Origin of the sequence: Pseudomonas sp. 8Z (assembly GCF_902506535.1) — a bacterium.
Taxonomy (GTDB): domain Bacteria; phylum Pseudomonadota; class Gammaproteobacteria; order Pseudomonadales; family Pseudomonadaceae; genus Aquipseudomonas.
Window position 1 is genome coordinate 700,892 of sequence record NZ_LR733824.1, and the last position, 14,376, is coordinate 715,267.

15 protein-coding genes and 1 pseudogene are annotated in these 14,376 nt (G+C 62.2%); 13 read left to right on the forward strand and 3 right to left on the reverse strand.

Annotated features, from left to right (window positions below; all coding sequences use genetic code 11):
* Nucleotides 1–119 precede the first annotated feature (119 nt).
* The 8 genes from rsxA (at nt 120) to AERO9A_RS03225 (ending at nt 6,958) form a co-directional block, all read left to right on the forward strand.
* Nucleotides 120–704: an electron transport complex subunit RsxA gene (rsxA, locus tag AERO9A_RS03190; RefSeq protein WP_159970456.1), complete on the forward strand. Its 585-nt coding sequence runs from the start codon at nt 120–122 to the stop codon at nt 702–704.
* Nucleotides 701–1,276 carry an electron transport complex subunit RsxB gene (gene rsxB, locus AERO9A_RS03195; protein WP_159970457.1) on the forward strand — a complete coding sequence of 192 codons (576 nt, stop codon included), beginning with the start codon at nt 701–703 and terminating at the stop codon, nt 1,274–1,276. Before rsxA ends, rsxB begins: the two co-directional genes overlap by 4 nt.
* Nucleotides 1,273–3,522, forward strand: a complete 2,250-nt coding sequence (gene rsxC / locus AERO9A_RS03200; protein WP_159970458.1) for an electron transport complex subunit RsxC — start codon at nt 1,273–1,275, stop codon at nt 3,520–3,522. Before rsxB ends, rsxC begins: the two co-directional genes overlap by 4 nt.
* A 135-nt stretch (nt 3,523–3,657) precedes the next feature.
* The gene (locus tag AERO9A_RS03205) at nt 3,658–4,689 is read left to right on the forward strand and encodes an RnfABCDGE type electron transport complex subunit D (protein WP_159970459.1); all 1,032 of its coding nucleotides are present in this window, start codon (nt 3,658–3,660) and stop codon (nt 4,687–4,689) included.
* 2 nt (nt 4,690–4,691) lie between these two features.
* Complete coding sequence (gene rsxG, locus AERO9A_RS03210) at nt 4,692–5,327, forward strand: electron transport complex subunit RsxG (protein ID WP_159970460.1); 636 nt, start codon at nt 4,692–4,694, stop codon at nt 5,325–5,327.
* Nucleotides 5,324–6,031, forward strand: coding sequence for an electron transport complex subunit E (locus AERO9A_RS03215; RefSeq protein ID WP_159970461.1), 708 nt, complete (start codon nt 5,324–5,326; stop codon nt 6,029–6,031). Before rsxG ends, AERO9A_RS03215 begins: the two co-directional genes overlap by 4 nt.
* Nucleotides 6,028–6,666: an endonuclease III gene (nth, locus tag AERO9A_RS03220; RefSeq protein WP_013714588.1), complete on the forward strand. Its 639-nt coding sequence runs from the start codon at nt 6,028–6,030 to the stop codon at nt 6,664–6,666. Before AERO9A_RS03215 ends, nth begins: the two co-directional genes overlap by 4 nt.
* A 112-nt stretch (nt 6,667–6,778) precedes the next feature.
* Complete coding sequence (locus AERO9A_RS03225) at nt 6,779–6,958, forward strand: PA3496 family putative envelope integrity protein (RefSeq protein ID WP_159970462.1); 180 nt, start codon at nt 6,779–6,781, stop codon at nt 6,956–6,958.
* Nucleotides 6,959–7,082: 124 nt separating this feature from the next.
* Here the strand turns inward: AERO9A_RS03225 and AERO9A_RS03230 are convergent, their stop codons facing one another.
* Nucleotides 7,083–8,300 (reverse strand): argininosuccinate synthase, encoded by a 1,218-nt coding sequence (locus tag AERO9A_RS03230; protein ID WP_159970463.1) that lies wholly within the window; start codon nt 8,298–8,300, stop codon nt 7,083–7,085.
* Nucleotides 8,301–8,406: 106 nt separating this feature from the next.
* Nucleotides 8,407–9,348 carry an OmpA family protein gene (locus AERO9A_RS03235; RefSeq protein WP_159970464.1) on the reverse strand — a complete coding sequence of 314 codons (942 nt, stop codon included), beginning with the start codon at nt 9,346–9,348 and terminating at the stop codon, nt 8,407–8,409.
* 152 nt (nt 9,349–9,500) lie between these two features.
* Between AERO9A_RS03235 and pyrC the strand changes: the two genes are divergently transcribed.
* The 4 genes and pseudogenes from pyrC to AERO9A_RS03250 all read left to right on the forward strand — a co-directional run bounded on the left by pyrC (nt 9,501) and on the right by AERO9A_RS03250 (nt 12,769).
* Nucleotides 9,501–10,547: a dihydroorotase gene (gene pyrC / locus AERO9A_RS03240; protein WP_159970465.1), complete on the forward strand. Its 1,047-nt coding sequence runs from the start codon at nt 9,501–9,503 to the stop codon at nt 10,545–10,547.
* Nucleotides 10,544–11,218 carry a ribonuclease T gene (rnt, locus tag AERO9A_RS03245; RefSeq protein WP_159970466.1) on the forward strand — a complete coding sequence of 225 codons (675 nt, stop codon included), beginning with the start codon at nt 10,544–10,546 and terminating at the stop codon, nt 11,216–11,218. Before pyrC ends, rnt begins: the two co-directional genes overlap by 4 nt.
* A gap of 416 nt (nt 11,219–11,634) precedes the next feature.
* Nucleotides 11,635–11,760 (forward strand): annotated as a pseudogene (locus tag AERO9A_RS22390) (hypothetical protein); the annotation flags it as partial.
* A 133-nt stretch (nt 11,761–11,893) separates the two neighbouring features.
* Nucleotides 11,894–12,769 carry an aldose 1-epimerase gene (locus AERO9A_RS03250; RefSeq protein ID WP_159970467.1) on the forward strand — a complete coding sequence of 292 codons (876 nt, stop codon included), beginning with the start codon at nt 11,894–11,896 and terminating at the stop codon, nt 12,767–12,769.
* 59 nt (nt 12,770–12,828) lie between these two features.
* On the opposite strand, the gene AERO9A_RS03255 is transcribed toward AERO9A_RS03250, so the two are convergent.
* Nucleotides 12,829–13,524, reverse strand: coding sequence for a FadR/GntR family transcriptional regulator (locus AERO9A_RS03255; RefSeq protein ID WP_159970468.1), 696 nt, complete (start codon nt 13,522–13,524; stop codon nt 12,829–12,831).
* Between the two features lie 97 nt (nt 13,525–13,621).
* On the opposite strand from AERO9A_RS03255, the gene AERO9A_RS03260 reads away from it, so the two are divergent.
* The gene (locus tag AERO9A_RS03260; RefSeq protein WP_159970469.1) at nt 13,622–14,365 is read left to right on the forward strand and encodes a FadR/GntR family transcriptional regulator; all 744 of its coding nucleotides are present in this window, start codon (nt 13,622–13,624) and stop codon (nt 14,363–14,365) included.
* Nucleotides 14,366–14,376: the final 11 nt, after the last annotated feature.

Consider the following 14,376-nt stretch of genomic DNA (forward strand, 5'->3'; position numbering starts at 1 on the left):
CTGAGCGTCAGCCTGGCTTTTGCGCTTTTACTTGCAGCTTGTGACTTGTAGCGCGCCGCTGCTTCTCCCGATAATAGGCGCCCTTTTCCTAAGGCCTTTGCGCATTCGACGGCAACCCCATGACCGAACTCGTCCTGATGATGGTCAGCGCCATCCTGGTCAACAACTTCGTGCTGGTGCAGTTTCTCGGCCTGTGCCCGTTCATGGGCGTGTCGAAGAAGATCGAAACCGCCATCGGCCTGTCGCTGGCGACCACCTTTGTGCTGACCCTGGCTGCCATGTGCAGCTACCTGGTGCAACAGTACATCCTCAAACCGCTGGATCTGGAGTTTCTGCGCACCATCAGCTTCATTCTGGTGATCGCCGTGGTGGTGCAGTTCACCGAGATGGTGGTGAATAAGACCAGCCCGCTGCTGTATCGCGTGCTAGGCATCTTCCTGCCGCTGATTACCACCAACTGCATCGTCCTCGGCGTGGCCCTGCTCAACGCCAACAAGGCCGAATTCACCTTCGTCACCGCCACCGTCAACGGCTTCGCGGCGGGGCTGGGCTTCTCCCTGGTACTGGTGCTGTTCGCCGCCATGCGTGAGCGCATCGCCATCGCAGATGTGCCAAAGTCCTTCCAGGGCGCGGCCATCGGCATGATCACCGCAGGTTTGATGTCGCTGGCGTTCATGGGCTTTTCCGGGCTGATAAAGCTATGAGCCTGGTGCTGGTCGCCGTTCTCGCCCTGCTCGCGCTGTGCCTGATCGCCGGCGCCATCCTCGGTTTTGCCGCCGTGCGCTTCAAGGTCGAGGGCGACCCCATCGCCGAACAGATCAACGCCCTGCTGCCGCAGACCCAGTGCGGCCAGTGCGGCTACCCCGGCTGCAAGCCCTACGCCGAGGCCATCGCCGGCGGCGACAAGATCAACAAGTGCCCACCCGGCGGCGAAGCCACCATCGCCGCCCTGGCCGATCTGCTCGATGTCGAGGCTGAACCTCTGGATGCGGTAGAAGGCGAGAAGCCGCAGATGGTCGCCTTCATCCGCGAGGCCGAGTGCATCGGCTGCACCAAGTGCATCCAGGCCTGCCCGGTGGACGCCATCGTCGGTGCGGCGCGGCAGATGCACACGGTGATTGCCAGCGAATGCACCGGCTGCGACCTGTGCGTCGAGCCCTGCCCGGTGGACTGCATCGACATGATCGTCGTGGGCAGCAGCGTGCAAAGCTGGAAATGGGACAAACCACTGGCACCCGGCCAGTTGATCGCCAGTGACCGGGAGCAGGCGGCATGACCGTGCAGGAAAGAATCTGGGACATCCCAGGCGGCATCCATCCCGCCGAGCGCAAGGCACTGTCCAACCGCACACCGATCCAGCAGGTACCGCTGCCAAAGCGGCTGGTGTTGCCGCTCGGCCAGCATATCGGCGCTGCCGCCGAGCCCTGCGTGGTCGTCGGCCAGCACGTGCGCAAGGGCGAGCAGATCGCCAAGGCCAACGGTTTCGTCAGTGTGCCGCTGCATGCGCCGACCTCCGGCAGCGTCGCCTTTATCGGTGAGCAGCCTTATCCGCATGCTTCCGGCATGTTGGCGCCGGCCATCGTCATCGACAGCGACGGTCTGGACGAATGGATCGAGCTGGCGCCGCACTCCGACTATCGCAGCCTGGAGCCCAGTGAGTTGCTGACGCTGATCCGCGAAGCCGGGATCAACGGCCTGGGCGGCGCCGGCTTCCCCACGGCGGTCAAGCTCACCGCCCGGCCGACGCAGAAGATCCACACGCTGATCATCAACGGCACCGAGTGCGAGCCGTACATCACCGCCGATGACATGCTGATGCGCGAGCGCGCCGCCGAGCTGGTGGCGGGTATCGACATACTCGCCCACTTGATTCAACCGCAGCAGGTGCTGATCGGCATTGAGGACAACAAGCCCGAGGCCATCGCCGCCGTGCAAACAGCCTGTGCCGGGCGCGACTATCAGGTGCGGGTGTTCCCCACCAAGTACCCGTCCGGCGGCGAGAAACAACTGATCCAGATTCTCACCGGCGTCGAGGTGCCCAGCGGCGGCCTGCCTGCCGATATCGGTATCCTCTGCCAGAACGTCGGCACCTGCATGGCCATCCACGACGCCGTGTTGCTCGGCAGGCCACTGATCTCACGCATCACCACACTCACTGGCGAAGCGCTGGCGCGACCCGGCAATGTCGAGGCACTGCTCGGCACGCCAGTGGGCGAATTGCTGGCGTTCGCCGAGCTCGATCAGGGCACGCTCAATCGCCTGATCATGGGCGGGCCAATGATGGGCTTTACCCTGCCCAGCCTCGACGTGCCGCTGATCAAGACCAGCAACTGCCTGCTGGCCAGCACCGCTGCCGAACTGCCGCCGCCAGCGCCAGCTATGCCCTGCATCCGCTGTGGCGAATGTGCGCAGGCCTGCCCAGCCAGCCTACTGCCACAGCAACTGCACTTCTTCGCCCTCGGCCAGGAGCACGAGCAGCTCAAGGAGCACAACCTGTTCGACTGCATCGAATGTGGCGCCTGCGCCTACGTCTGCCCGTCGAGCATCCCGCTGGTGCAGTACTACCGCGTAGCCAAGGCGGAAATCCGCGAGTTGGAGCAGAAGCAACTCAAGGCCGAACACTCCAAACAGCGCTTCGAGCAACGCCAGGAACGCCTGCGCCGCGCCGAAGAGCAGAAGGAAGCCGAGCGCAAGGCCCGCGCCGAGAAAGCCGCGCGCGCCAAGGCAGCGCAAGCCGACGCCCCCACGACAACTGCTGCCGCGCCAGCCGATGAAGCGTTGAAGAAGCTCAAGATCGAAGCCAGCATGGCCCAGGTCGCGTTGAAGAAGGCAGAAAAGCAACTGGCCGCTCACGACACGCCCGAGTTGCAGGCACAGGTCGCCGAGCTGCGCGTGGCTGCCGAAGCCGCACAGAAGGCCCTGGCCGAAGCCCAGGCGACAGCCCCTGCCCCGACGCCCAAGCCAGCAGGCGATGAAGCACTGAAGAAGGCCAAGATCGAAGCCGCCATGCTCAAGGCGCAACTGCGCAAGCTGGAAAAACTCGAAGCCCCGGACGACGATCAGCAAGCCGAACTCGCCCGCGTGCGCCAGCAACTGGAAACCGCTGAGAAAGCCCTGGCCGAGCTAGACAGCCAGAAACCTGCTGCCACCACCAAACCCGCCTGTGACGAAGCGCTGAAAAAGGCCAAGATCGAGCTGGCAATGAAACGCGCCGAACTGAAGAAGGCGGAAAAAGCCGACAGCGACGAAGCCGCGCTGCAACCGCTGCGCGAGGCCCTGGCCGCCGCTGAACAAGCCCTGCACGCAGCGGAGGCAACCTCGGGCAAACCGGCACCGGAGATGGTACGCACCGAGCGCCCAGGTGTGGACGCCGAACTGAAAGCCCTGAAGACCGAAGTAGCCTTCGCCCGCGCCGACCTGCGCAAGCTGGAGCGTGACGACAACGCCGCCAGCGATGCGCTGGAGCAGGCCCGTACGCGCCTGGCCGAGGCCGAACGCAAGCTGGCGGAATACCAAGCCTGACAACTTTCCCGGATTGCATCCGGGCTACATAAAAACAGCCCAGAGTAGCCGGGCGGCACAGACAACCGTAGCCCGGATGCAATCCGGGGAATAAACACCACTGCGGTCAATACGAACGCAGTAACAGGAGCGCCGATGGCCCTGCCCCGCATCACATCGCCCCACGCCACGGGCAGTAACCGTACCCAGCAGGTCATGCTGCAGGTGCTGCTGGCCACCGTACCGGGCATCTTCGCCCTGACCTGGCTGTTCGGCGTCGGCACCCTGTTCAACCTGGTCTGGGCCAGCCTCTGCGCCCTGGGCTTCGAGGCTGCATTGCTGGCGGCACGCAAACGCCCGATCGCCTTCTTTCTCAAGGACTACAGCGCCCTGGTCACCGCCGTGCTGCTGGCCCTGGCCCTGCCGCCCTACTCGCCCTGGTGGCTGACGCTGATCGCCTGCGGCTTCGCCATCAGCCTCGGCAAGCAGCTCTATGGCGGCCTCGGGCAGAACCCCTTCAACCCGGCCATGGTCGGCTACGTGGTGGTGCTGATCTCCTTCCCCGTCGATATGACCAGTTGGCCCGCGCCACACGCCGTCGCCGCACTGGACGGCATCCAGCACATCCTCGGTATCGCCAGCCTGCCGGATGGCTGGGCCCAGGCCACCGCGCTGGACGCGCTGAAGGTGAACAAGAGCCTGACCATCGACGAACTGTACGCCAGCAACCTGGCCTTCGGTCGCTTCGGCGGCGCGGGCAGCGAGGCGGTCAATCTGGCCTTCCTTGCAGGCGGTCTGTACCTGCTGCACAAGCGCCTGATCACCTGGCACGCGCCGCTGGGCATGCTCGCCGGGCTGTTCGTCATGAGCCTGCTGTTCTGGAACGGCAGCGGCTCGGACTCCAACGGCTCGCCGCTGCTGCACCTGCTCACCGGCGCCACCATGCTCGGCGCCTTCTTCATCGTCACCGACCCGGTGTCCGGTGCCACCAGCAATCGCGGGCGCCTGGTGTTCGGCATCGGTGTCGGCGTGCTGGTCTACGTGATCCGCACCTGGGGCGGCTACCCGGACGCGGTGGCCTTCGCCGTGCTGCTGATGAACCTGGCGGCGCCGACCATCGACTACTACACCCGGCCACGCAGCTACGGCCATCGCAAGCCCAACAGCGGCTTCAAGCTGGGAGAATGAGCATGCTGCCGGAACTCAGCCGCTCGATGCTGAAGAATGCCCTGGTGCTCGGCCTGTTCGCCATCGCCACGGTGGGTAGCGTCGCCCTGCTGCAGCAGGGCACTGCCGAACGCATCGCCAATGCCGAGCGCGAAGCCCAGGTGCGCGCCCTGGCCGAAATCCTGCCAGCAGGCAGCTACGACAATCACCTGCTGGATAACCGCATCGAACTCAACGCCCCCGAACTGGGCCACCGCAGCCCACAGTCGGCCTACCTGGCGCTCAAGAATGGCCAGCCCAGCGCGCTGATCCTGCCGGTGACCGCACCGGACGGCTACAGCGGCGCCATCCACCTGCTGGTGGGCATCTATGCCGATGGCCGCCTGGCTGGCGTGCGCGTGCTCAGCCACAAGGAAACACCAGGCCTGGGCGACAAGATCGAGCTGGCCAAGAGCGACTGGACACTCGGTTTCACCGGCAAATCTCTGGATAACCCCGGCGAAGAGGGCTGGGCGGTGAAAAAGGATCGCGGCGACTTCGACCAGTTCGCCGGCGCCACCATTACCCCGCGCGCCGTGGTTAAGGCCGTGCACGGCGCCCTGCGCTACTTCGATACGCACCGTGCCCAGCTACTGGGCCTGGCGGAGGACGAACGATGACCAGCTACCGCGACATCACCCTCAACGGCCTGTGGAAGAACAACCCAGCGCTGGTACAACTGCTCGGCCTCTGCCCGCTGCTGGGGGTAAGCAACTCCACGGTCAACGCCCTCGGTCTGGCCCTGGCCAGCGCCGTGGTGCTGATCTGTTCCAACACCGCCGTGTCGCTGGTGCGTGGGGTGGTCAATACCGCCGTGCGCCTGCCGGCCTTCGTCATGATCATCGCCGCACTGACCACCTGCATCGAGCTGCTGATGCAGGCCTACACCTACGAGCTGTACCAGATACTCGGCATCTTCATCCCGCTGATCACCACCAACTGCGTGATCCTCGGCCGCGCCGACGGCTTCGCCGCCAAGCACGACCCGGCCCGCGCCGCCTATGACGGCCTGATGATGGGCCTGGGCTTCGGCTCGGTGCTGGTGCTGATCGGCGCCATCCGCGAACTGCTCGGCACCGGCGCATTGTTCGCCAATATGCACCTGCTGTTCGGCCCGATTGCCGCCGACTGGAAACTCACCCTGGTGCACGATTACCGCGGCTTTCTGCTGGCCATCCTGCCGCCGGGTGCCTTCATCGTTCTCGGCCTGCTGATCGCCGGCAAGAACCGCATCGACCAGATCGCCGCCGAACGAGCCAAGGCCGCCGCGCCCGAAGCCCCTGCCCAAAGCCGCCGCGTGCGCGTTACCGGAGTGATCGAATGAACGCCGCCAAACGCCTGGAAATTTTCCGTCGCCTGCACGAGGACAACCCCGAACCGAAGACCGAGCTGGCCTACAGCACACCCTTCGAGCTGCTGGTGGCGGTGACGCTCTCGGCCCAGGCCACCGACGTCAGCGTCAACAAGGCCACGGCCAAGCTGTTCCCGGTGGCCAATACGCCAGAGGCCATCTACGCCCTCGGCGTCGAGGGACTATCCGAGTACATCAAGACCATCGGCCTGTACAACAGCAAGGCGAAGAACGTCATCGAAGCCTGCCGCATCTTGATCGAGAAACACGGCAGTGTGGTGCCGGACAACCGCGAGGATCTCGAAGCGCTGCCCGGCGTCGGCCGCAAGACCGCCAACGTGGTGCTCAACACCGCCTTCCGTCAGCTCGCCATGGCGGTGGACACGCATATCTTCCGCGTCAGCAACCGCACCGGCATCGCCCCCGGCAAGAATGTGGTGGAGGTGGAGAAGAAGCTGCTCAAGTTCGTGCCCAAGGATTATCTGCTCGACGCCCACCACTGGCTGATCCTGCACGGGCGCTACGTGTGCACCGCGCGTAAACCCCGCTGTGGTGCCTGCCGCATCGAAGATCTATGCGAGTACAAGGCCAAGACCTCCGACGATTGATCGACCATAGAAACCGACCATCTCCTGATTGAAAAAATCTTTTTTACCCGCTCATTTTTTGCCGCTATAAGGTGCGCAAATGCCCCCCGGTGATGGGCTTGGAGTGAAGTAAATGAGCACTGACAAAGAAGACCTCGAACTGGACGAAGACTTTGTCGCAGAGGACGCGGACGATGCCGAGCCTGCGGTGGAAGTCGCCAAGACCAATCTGACCAAACGCCGCATCATCGACAACTTTCTCGAAGAACGCCGCCTGCACAAACAGTTAGCCGAATACGACTTCGATATCTGAGTGTCACGGCCTTCAAACAAAAGCCCCGCCAGCCGGGGCTTTTGTTTGAACGCAGAAATTAACTGCCCCAAAACGACAAACCCCGGCACATGGCCGGGGTTCGTTGCATAGCGCGAGCGGTCGATCAGACCAGCTTGCGGCCCTTGCCAGCGGCAATACGCATGCGCAGGGCGTTGAGCTTGATGAAGCCCGCCGCATCCTGCTGGTTGTAAGCGCCGCCATCTTCCTCGAAGGTCGCGATGTTGGCGTCGAACAGCGACTCGTCGGACTTGCGACCGGTGACAATGACGTTGCCCTTGTACAGCTTCAGGCGCACCACACCGTTCACGTTGGCCTGGGAGGCGTCGATCATCTGTTGCAGCATCAGACGCTCCGGGCTCCACCAGAAACCGTTGTAGATCAGGCTAGCGTATTTCGGCATCAGCTCGTCTTTCAGGTGGGCGACTTCGCGGTCGAGAGTGATCGACTCGATGGCGCGGTGGCCTTTGAGCATGATGGTGCCGCCGGGGGTTTCGTAGCAGCCACGGGACTTCATGCCGACGAAACGGTTCTCGACGATGTCCAGACGGCCGATGCCGTTCTCGCCACCGATGCGGTTCAGTTCGGCCAGCACCTGCGCCGGGGTCATTTCCTTGCCGTCGATGGCAACGATGTCACCGGCGCGGTAGGTCAGCTCGATGTAGGTCGGTACGTCCGGCGCCGCTTCCGGCGACTGGGTCCAACGCCACATGTCCTCTTCGTGCTCGGTCCAGGTGTCTTCCAGCACGCCGCCTTCATAGGAGATGTGCAGCAGGTTGGCGTCCATGGAGTACGGCGACTTCTTCTTGCCGTGACGCTCGATCGGGATGGCGTGCTTCTCGGCGTAGTCCATCAGCTTCTCGCGCGACAGCAGATCCCACTCGCGCCAAGGAGCGATGACTTTCACGCCCGGCTTGAGCGCATAAGCGCCCAGTTCGAAACGCACCTGATCGTTGCCCTTACCGGTGGCGCCATGGGAGATGGCGTCAGCGCCGGTCTCGTTGGCAATCTCGATCAAGCGCTTGGCGATCAGCGGACGGGCGATGGAAGTACCCAGCAGGTACTCGCCTTCATAAATGGTGTTGGCGCGGAACATCGGGTAGACGAAATCACGCACGAACTCTTCGCGCAGATCGTCGATGTAGATTTCCTTGACGCCCAGGGCCTGAGCCTTGGCGCGGGCCGGTTCGACCTCTTCGCCCTGGCCGAGGTCGGCGGTGAAGGTCACCACTTCACAGTTGTAGGTATCTTGCAGCCACTTGAGGATCACCGAGGTGTCCAGGCCACCGGAATAGGCCAGAACTACCTTTTTGACGTCCGCCATGCCATCACTCCACGGGTTGTACGGTAAAACCCGTGATTCTACTGACCAAGCGGCTCAATTTACAGGGGCGCGACAGGCGGAGTTGACCAAGCGACGCCAAAGTGGCTCAGGAGGGGCGACTACCGGGCGGATCCACGGGCCTTGCGGCGGGAGCAGGCGCGTCCGCCTGTGGCGCCTCGGCCTGCGGCAAGCGATCCAGACGCAGCGTAACGCGGCGATTCTTGGCGCGATTGGCCTCGCTGGTGTTCGGCACCAAGGGGTAGCGCTCACCGTGAAAACGCACGGTGATCTGCTCGACGGGTATGCCATGCGCCTTGAGGTAATCCTGCACGGCCAAGGCCCGACGACGCGACAGGTCGCGATTGGTCAGGCGATTGCCACTGTTATCGGCATGCCCATCGATCTGAAAGCTATTGATGGTCGGGTCGGCCTTGACGAACTCAAGAACGACATCGAGCTTGGCCTTGGCCATCGGATCGAGGTCGATACCTCCACCGGGAAAGCCGACCTGCGCCAGACGAATCTGATCGAAATTTACCGGCAGCAACTTGGCCGTGCAGGCTTCGTAGTCGTCATAAGCTTGATGAAACTTCACCGGTAGCAAGCGCACTTCCAGGCTTTCGCCACCGTTGAAGGTGCGATGCCGCACCACCGGGCTACGTCCCTCCAGCAAGCCGGCCAGCAGTCGCGCGCCCTGCTCCTGCGAGCTATTGAACGGCACCTCGCCACTGGCCACGCTGACCACGCCGAGGTTGATATCGCCACGCCCGGGCTGCCAGGGTGCGGCGGCGGCCAACAAGGTTGCCGAACCGTTGCCAAGCCAGTGTTCACTGGCCTTGAGACGGAAGGTGACCTGCTCACCCGCGCGACGCACGAACTCGCCACTGCCGAAATGGCTGATCGGCTGACTGAGACGACACTCGAACTTGTCGCCCTCGACCATCCACTCCACCTTCTCCAGGCGCGTCTGGAAACTGATGGCATGCGCAGGCAAACACAGCGGCATGCCAGCCAACAGGCTGATCAGGAGGTAATTGGGCGCACGCACGGTCGACTCCACGGCGGTTCACGGCATTCTCACGGGGTATCGGTCAGGGTCGCAGAAACTTGACCCCTGCATGCGATGATCGCGCTGGCGCGAGCGCGAGAAGGTGCTTTTCAGTTACCATGCGGCCACGTTTTACCCGCCTGGAAGCCTCCATGTCCGACCGTCTGACTCTTTTGCGTCCCGATGACTGGCACATTCACCTGCGCGATGGCGCGGTGCTGCCACACACCGTCGGCGATGCCGCGCGTACATTTGGCCGCGCCATCATCATGCCCAACCTGGTTCCGCCGGTACGCAATGCCGAGGAAGCCGACGCCTATCGCCAGCGCATTCTCGCTGCACGCCCGGCCGGCAGCCGTTTCGAGCCGCTGATGGTGCTCTACCTCACCGACAAAACCACTGCCGAGGACGTGCGTGCGGCCAAGGCCAGCGGTTTCGTGCATGCCGCCAAGCTCTACCCGGCGGGAGCCACCACCAACTCCGACTCGGGCGTGACCAGCATCGACAAGATCTTCCCGGTACTCGAAGCCATGGCCGAAGTCGGCATGCTGCTACTGGTACACGGTGAGGTGACCCGTTCCGAGATCGACGTGTTCGACCGCGAGAAGGCCTTTATCGACGAGCACCTGACCCGCGTGGTCGAGCGTTTTCCGAACCTCAAGGTGGTCTTCGAGCACATCACCACCCGTGACGCGGTGCAGTTCGTCGAGGCCGCTTCGGCCAACGTCGGCGCCACCATCACCGCCCACCACCTGCTGTATAACCGCAACCACATGCTGGTTGGCGGTATTCGCCCGCACTTCTATTGCCTGCCGATTCTCAAGCGCAACATCCATCAGGAAGCCCTGCTTGATGCGGCCACCGGCGGCAACCCGCGCTTCTTCCTCGGCACCGACTCGGCACCGCACGCCCAGCACGCCAAGGAAGCCGCCTGCGGCTGCGCCGGCTGCTACACCGCCTATGCCGCCATCGAGCTGTACGCCGAAGCGTTCGAACAGAGCAATGCGCTGGACAAGCTGGAGGCCTTCGCCAGCCATCACGGCCCGGACTTCTACGGCCTGCCACGCAACACCGACAGCATCACCCTGGTGCGTGAAGAGTGGAGCGTGCCGACCTCGCTGCCGCTGGGCGAAAACAGCGTGATCCCGCTGCGCGCCGGCGAAACCCTGCGCTGGAAGCTGCTGGAGGAACAGGCGTGAGCGAAGACAACTACGACGACGAACTCGAACCGAGCCTGCCCTCCGGCCCGCGTACGCCCATGGCGGCGCGCTTTCGTGGCTACCTGCCAGTGGTGGTGGACGTCGAGACCGGCGGTTTCAACAGCACCACCGACGCCCTGCTGGAGATTGCCGCGACCACCATCGCCATGGACGAGAGCGGCTTCCTCTACCCGGATCACACCCACTTCTTCCGCATCGAACCGTTCGAGGGCGCCAACATCGAACAAGCGGCCCTGGAGTTCACCGGCATCAAACTCGACCATCCGCTGCGCATGGCGGTGAGCGAGGAACACGCCCTGGGTGAGATTTTCAAAAGCCTGCGCAAGTCGATCAAATCCGCCGGTTGTAAACGCGCGGTTCTGGTTGGCCACAACAGCAGCTTCGACCTGGGCTTTCTCAATGCGGCGGTGGCGCGTTGCGGCATCAAGCGCAACCCCTTCCATCCGTTCTCCAGCTTCGACACCGCCACCCTGGCCGGCCTTGCTTACGGCCAAACCGTGCTAGCCAAGGCCTGCCAGGCGGCTGGCATCGAATTCGACGGTAAGGAAGCGCATTCGGCGCGCTACGACACCGAAAAGACCGCCGAACTGTTCTGCGGCATCGTCAACCGCTGGAAGGAAATGGGCGGCTGGGACGAGTTCGACCAATAAGCCTCGAACAGATGAAGAAACCGGCGCATGCCGGTTTTTTTAGGTTCTTCGCGGAATCTTGGGAAAATCAGTATTGGCACCGGACTGGCAAGTTTGTGTGAGTGCTTGTTGCTTGTTGCTTGTTGCTTGTTGCTTGTTGCTTGTTGCTTGTTGCTTGTTCCGAATTGTCGCGTTTTGTTGATGTCTTTGGTTTCGCCTTCCCAGGCGAGTCACTTTTGCAGGGCAAAAGTAACCAAAACCCTCCGCCCGTTCATCCGGCCCTCGCTTCGCGAGGGTTCGTTCACTCCATCGCCGCTCCAGAGGCCCGCCACGATGGGCCATCCATGGCCCTCCGTGGCTCTCGCGACATCCTGTCGCTCGACCTCTTCCACGACGACTCCGTTCACCCTCCTGGGCGGGCTCTGCACGCGCCTGANGGACGGCTGTTTCGCTCCACCCGCGAGGCACATATCAAGCGCAACCTGATGGTCTTCCTGCGGCCCACCGTCGTGCGTGATGGTGCCGGGCTGGCGGCGCTTTCCGGCAAGAAGTACAGCGATATACATACTTGGCAATAACGCTTGAGTGCCGTCCCTGCGCCCCTGAAGTGGGAAACAGAGCAGCCTGACTCAGCGTGACACAACGGCATCACCCGATAAGTAACGACTTTAGCTAAGCCCCTGCTTTGGAGTTTCGATGACAACCACCTTACTGACCTTGAACGATGGCCTGACACAACTGACCCTCGCCCCAGAAGCAGGCGCCAGCCTGGTCAACTGGACGCGCCTGAGTGATGGCTGGCCGCTGTTGCGTCACAGCGATGCACAGGCCATCGCCAGTGCCAACCCCAGACGTCTGGGCTGCTACCCCCTGCTTCCCTGGTCAAATCGCATCAGCGCAGGGGGATTTCAAACCCCCAGCGGTTGGCAGCCACTACCCGCCAATACAGAACATGCAACGCTGTCAGTGCATGGCACGGCCTGGCAACAACCCTGGCAAATCCTACAGGCCAATCATCAGAGCGCTTACTTACAGCTCGACAGCCAATCGCCGTTTCCCTATCGCGCCAGCCTGCACGTGCAACTGAGCGATGGTTGCCTGACATTAACCCTAGGCGCCACCCACATGGGCACACAGGCAACCTGGTACGGACTGGGCTTGCACCCCTACTTGACGCGTACCGAGCACACCTATCTGGAGGCACCTGCCAAAGGCGTCTGGTTATGCGATGAAAACAGGCTTTCAACCCAGTGGGTCGAACTGCCTGAACAATGGAATTTCAACAAAGCGGCCTGGCTGCCGCATGAGCTGGTCGACAATGCCTTCACCGCCTGGCCAGGCAGCGCACGCATCATTCAGCGAGACGCAGGGTATGAGCTTGTTTGCCAAGCGCAAGGGACTGACGTATTTCTCTTGTACTGCCCGCCGGAGCAGAAGTTCTTCTGCTTCGAGCCGGTCACTCACCCAGTCAACGCTCACCACATGCCTGAACGCCCTGGGCTGCTACTGCTGGAGCCCGGCCAATCCTGCCAATTGCAGTTTTCCCTGCAGTATCGGCCCATTACGTCGTGAGCCTGATCATTCAGCATAGGGACACCTGAGGCGACACCGCCGCTGCAACCAAGCTGGACTCAGCCAGCCTCAGCGTTACGTGCCTGATACAAGCGGTTGGTCAGGTGCAACAGCATCGCTGCCCTTGCCACTTCAGCATCGCGCTGTTCAAGGGCCGCATAAATTTGCTCACGCTCGCGCGCTTGCAGAAGTCGGCTACGTTCATCGGTGGCTACCTGAGTAGCACCGATCAATGCCTTGCTCATGTGCATCATGGCATCACTGAAGAAACGATTACCGGTACACAGGGCAATCTGCAGATGAAAGTCAAACTCGATACTGGCGCAATCCTTGTGCCGTAGCCCGACCTCATTGGCTCTGTCCAAAGCGGTGCGGATGACCTGCAACTGCTCAGGTGTCGCTCGCCGGGCCGCCAGTGCCGCAGCCTCGACTTCAAGACTCATACGCAACTCGGTGATGGCCACGGCATCATGAGTATCACTGCTGTCCTGTAGACCATCTTGATATTCACCAGGCCGAGTCGCATCCACCACGAAGGTGCCAATGCCGCGGCGCGTCTCGACCAGACCTTCGGCCTGCAAACGCGACATGGCCTCACGCACCACCGTTCGGCTGACCTTGCGCTCTTCGGTAAAGGCTTGCTCGGTCGGCAATTTGCTGCCAGCCGGCAACTCGCCAGAGAGAATTTTTTGTGACAACTCCAGCACCAACTGCTGGGCCAGGCTCAAGCGCCGTTCAGGTGCGGCACGCTCCATTGTATCAATCCACTTAAGTCGATTAGTTTCGGATTATAGCCGCAACATCACAGCCATAAGGTTCTATACTTCAGCATCTTTAATACAGAGCCCGACAATGCCGTCTTCGCCCTCTAGTGCCAGAATCCAGCCTCGCCGCCTTGCCGAAACCCTGGTTGAAAGCTTTGCCCAGCGTATGCGTACGGGCGAACTCAAGCGTGGCGACAAGCTCCCCACCGAAGCCCAGATCATGGCCAGTGAAAATGTCAGCCGCTCGGTCGTGCGTGATGCCATATCACGCATGCAAGCTGCTGGCCTGGTCGAAACCCACCATGGCGTCGGCACTTACGTGCTCGACATGCCGGCACCAGAAGGCTTCAACCTGGGGCCTGCAACCATCGTGTTACTGTCCGATGTACTGGACTTGCTGGAGTTTCGTCTCAGCATCGAAGTACAAGCCGCTGGCATGGCCGCACAAAACGCCACACCACAAGCACTGGAAGAGCTGGAGCAGGCCCTACAAGCCCTGCTGGAGGGCCCGGAAAAACCCGGCAGCACTACCAATGCCGACTTTCAGTTTCACTTGAAGATCGCCAAGGCATCTGGCAATCGCTACTTGATCGACATGATGAAAAACCTCGGCACCAAAATGATCCCGCGCACCCGGATGAACTCCGCGTACAACGGGCAAAGCAACCGCAGCAGCTACCTGGCAGGCATCAACGCCGAACACCAGCAAATCTTCGACGCTATCATCAGCCGCCAGGTCGATGCCGCGCGTACCGCAATGTTCCTGCACCTGAGCAACAGCCGCAGACGTCTGCGTGAAGCTCAGGAGGTTCAGGCGTTCTACAGCGAATAACGCGAGAACGC

Coding starts and splice junctions, on each gene's coding strand:
- rsxA (WP_159970456.1), top strand. CDS start 120: ATGACCGAACTCGTCCTGATGATGGTCAGCGCCATCCTGGTCAACAAC.
- rsxB (WP_159970457.1), top strand. CDS start 701: ATGAGCCTGGTGCTGGTCGCCGTTCTCGCCCTGCTCGCGCTGTGCCTG.
- rsxC (WP_159970458.1), top strand. CDS start 1,273: ATGACCGTGCAGGAAAGAATCTGGGACATCCCAGGCGGCATCCATCCC.
- AERO9A_RS03205 (WP_159970459.1), top strand. CDS start 3,658: ATGGCCCTGCCCCGCATCACATCGCCCCACGCCACGGGCAGTAACCGT.
- rsxG (WP_159970460.1), top strand. CDS start 4,692: ATGCTGCCGGAACTCAGCCGCTCGATGCTGAAGAATGCCCTGGTGCTC.
- AERO9A_RS03215 (WP_159970461.1), top strand. CDS start 5,324: ATGACCAGCTACCGCGACATCACCCTCAACGGCCTGTGGAAGAACAAC.
- nth (WP_013714588.1), top strand. CDS start 6,028: ATGAACGCCGCCAAACGCCTGGAAATTTTCCGTCGCCTGCACGAGGAC.
- AERO9A_RS03225 (WP_159970462.1), top strand. CDS start 6,779: ATGAGCACTGACAAAGAAGACCTCGAACTGGACGAAGACTTTGTCGCA.
- AERO9A_RS03230 (WP_159970463.1), bottom strand. CDS start 8,300: ATGGCGGACGTCAAAAAGGTAGTTCTGGCCTATTCCGGTGGCCTGGAC.
- pyrC (WP_159970465.1), top strand. CDS start 9,501: ATGTCCGACCGTCTGACTCTTTTGCGTCCCGATGACTGGCACATTCAC.
- AERO9A_RS03250 (WP_159970467.1), top strand. CDS start 11,894: ATGACAACCACCTTACTGACCTTGAACGATGGCCTGACACAACTGACC.
- AERO9A_RS03255 (WP_159970468.1), bottom strand. CDS start 13,524: ATGGAGCGTGCCGCACCTGAACGGCGCTTGAGCCTGGCCCAGCAGTTG.
- AERO9A_RS03260 (WP_159970469.1), top strand. CDS start 13,622: ATGCCGTCTTCGCCCTCTAGTGCCAGAATCCAGCCTCGCCGCCTTGCC.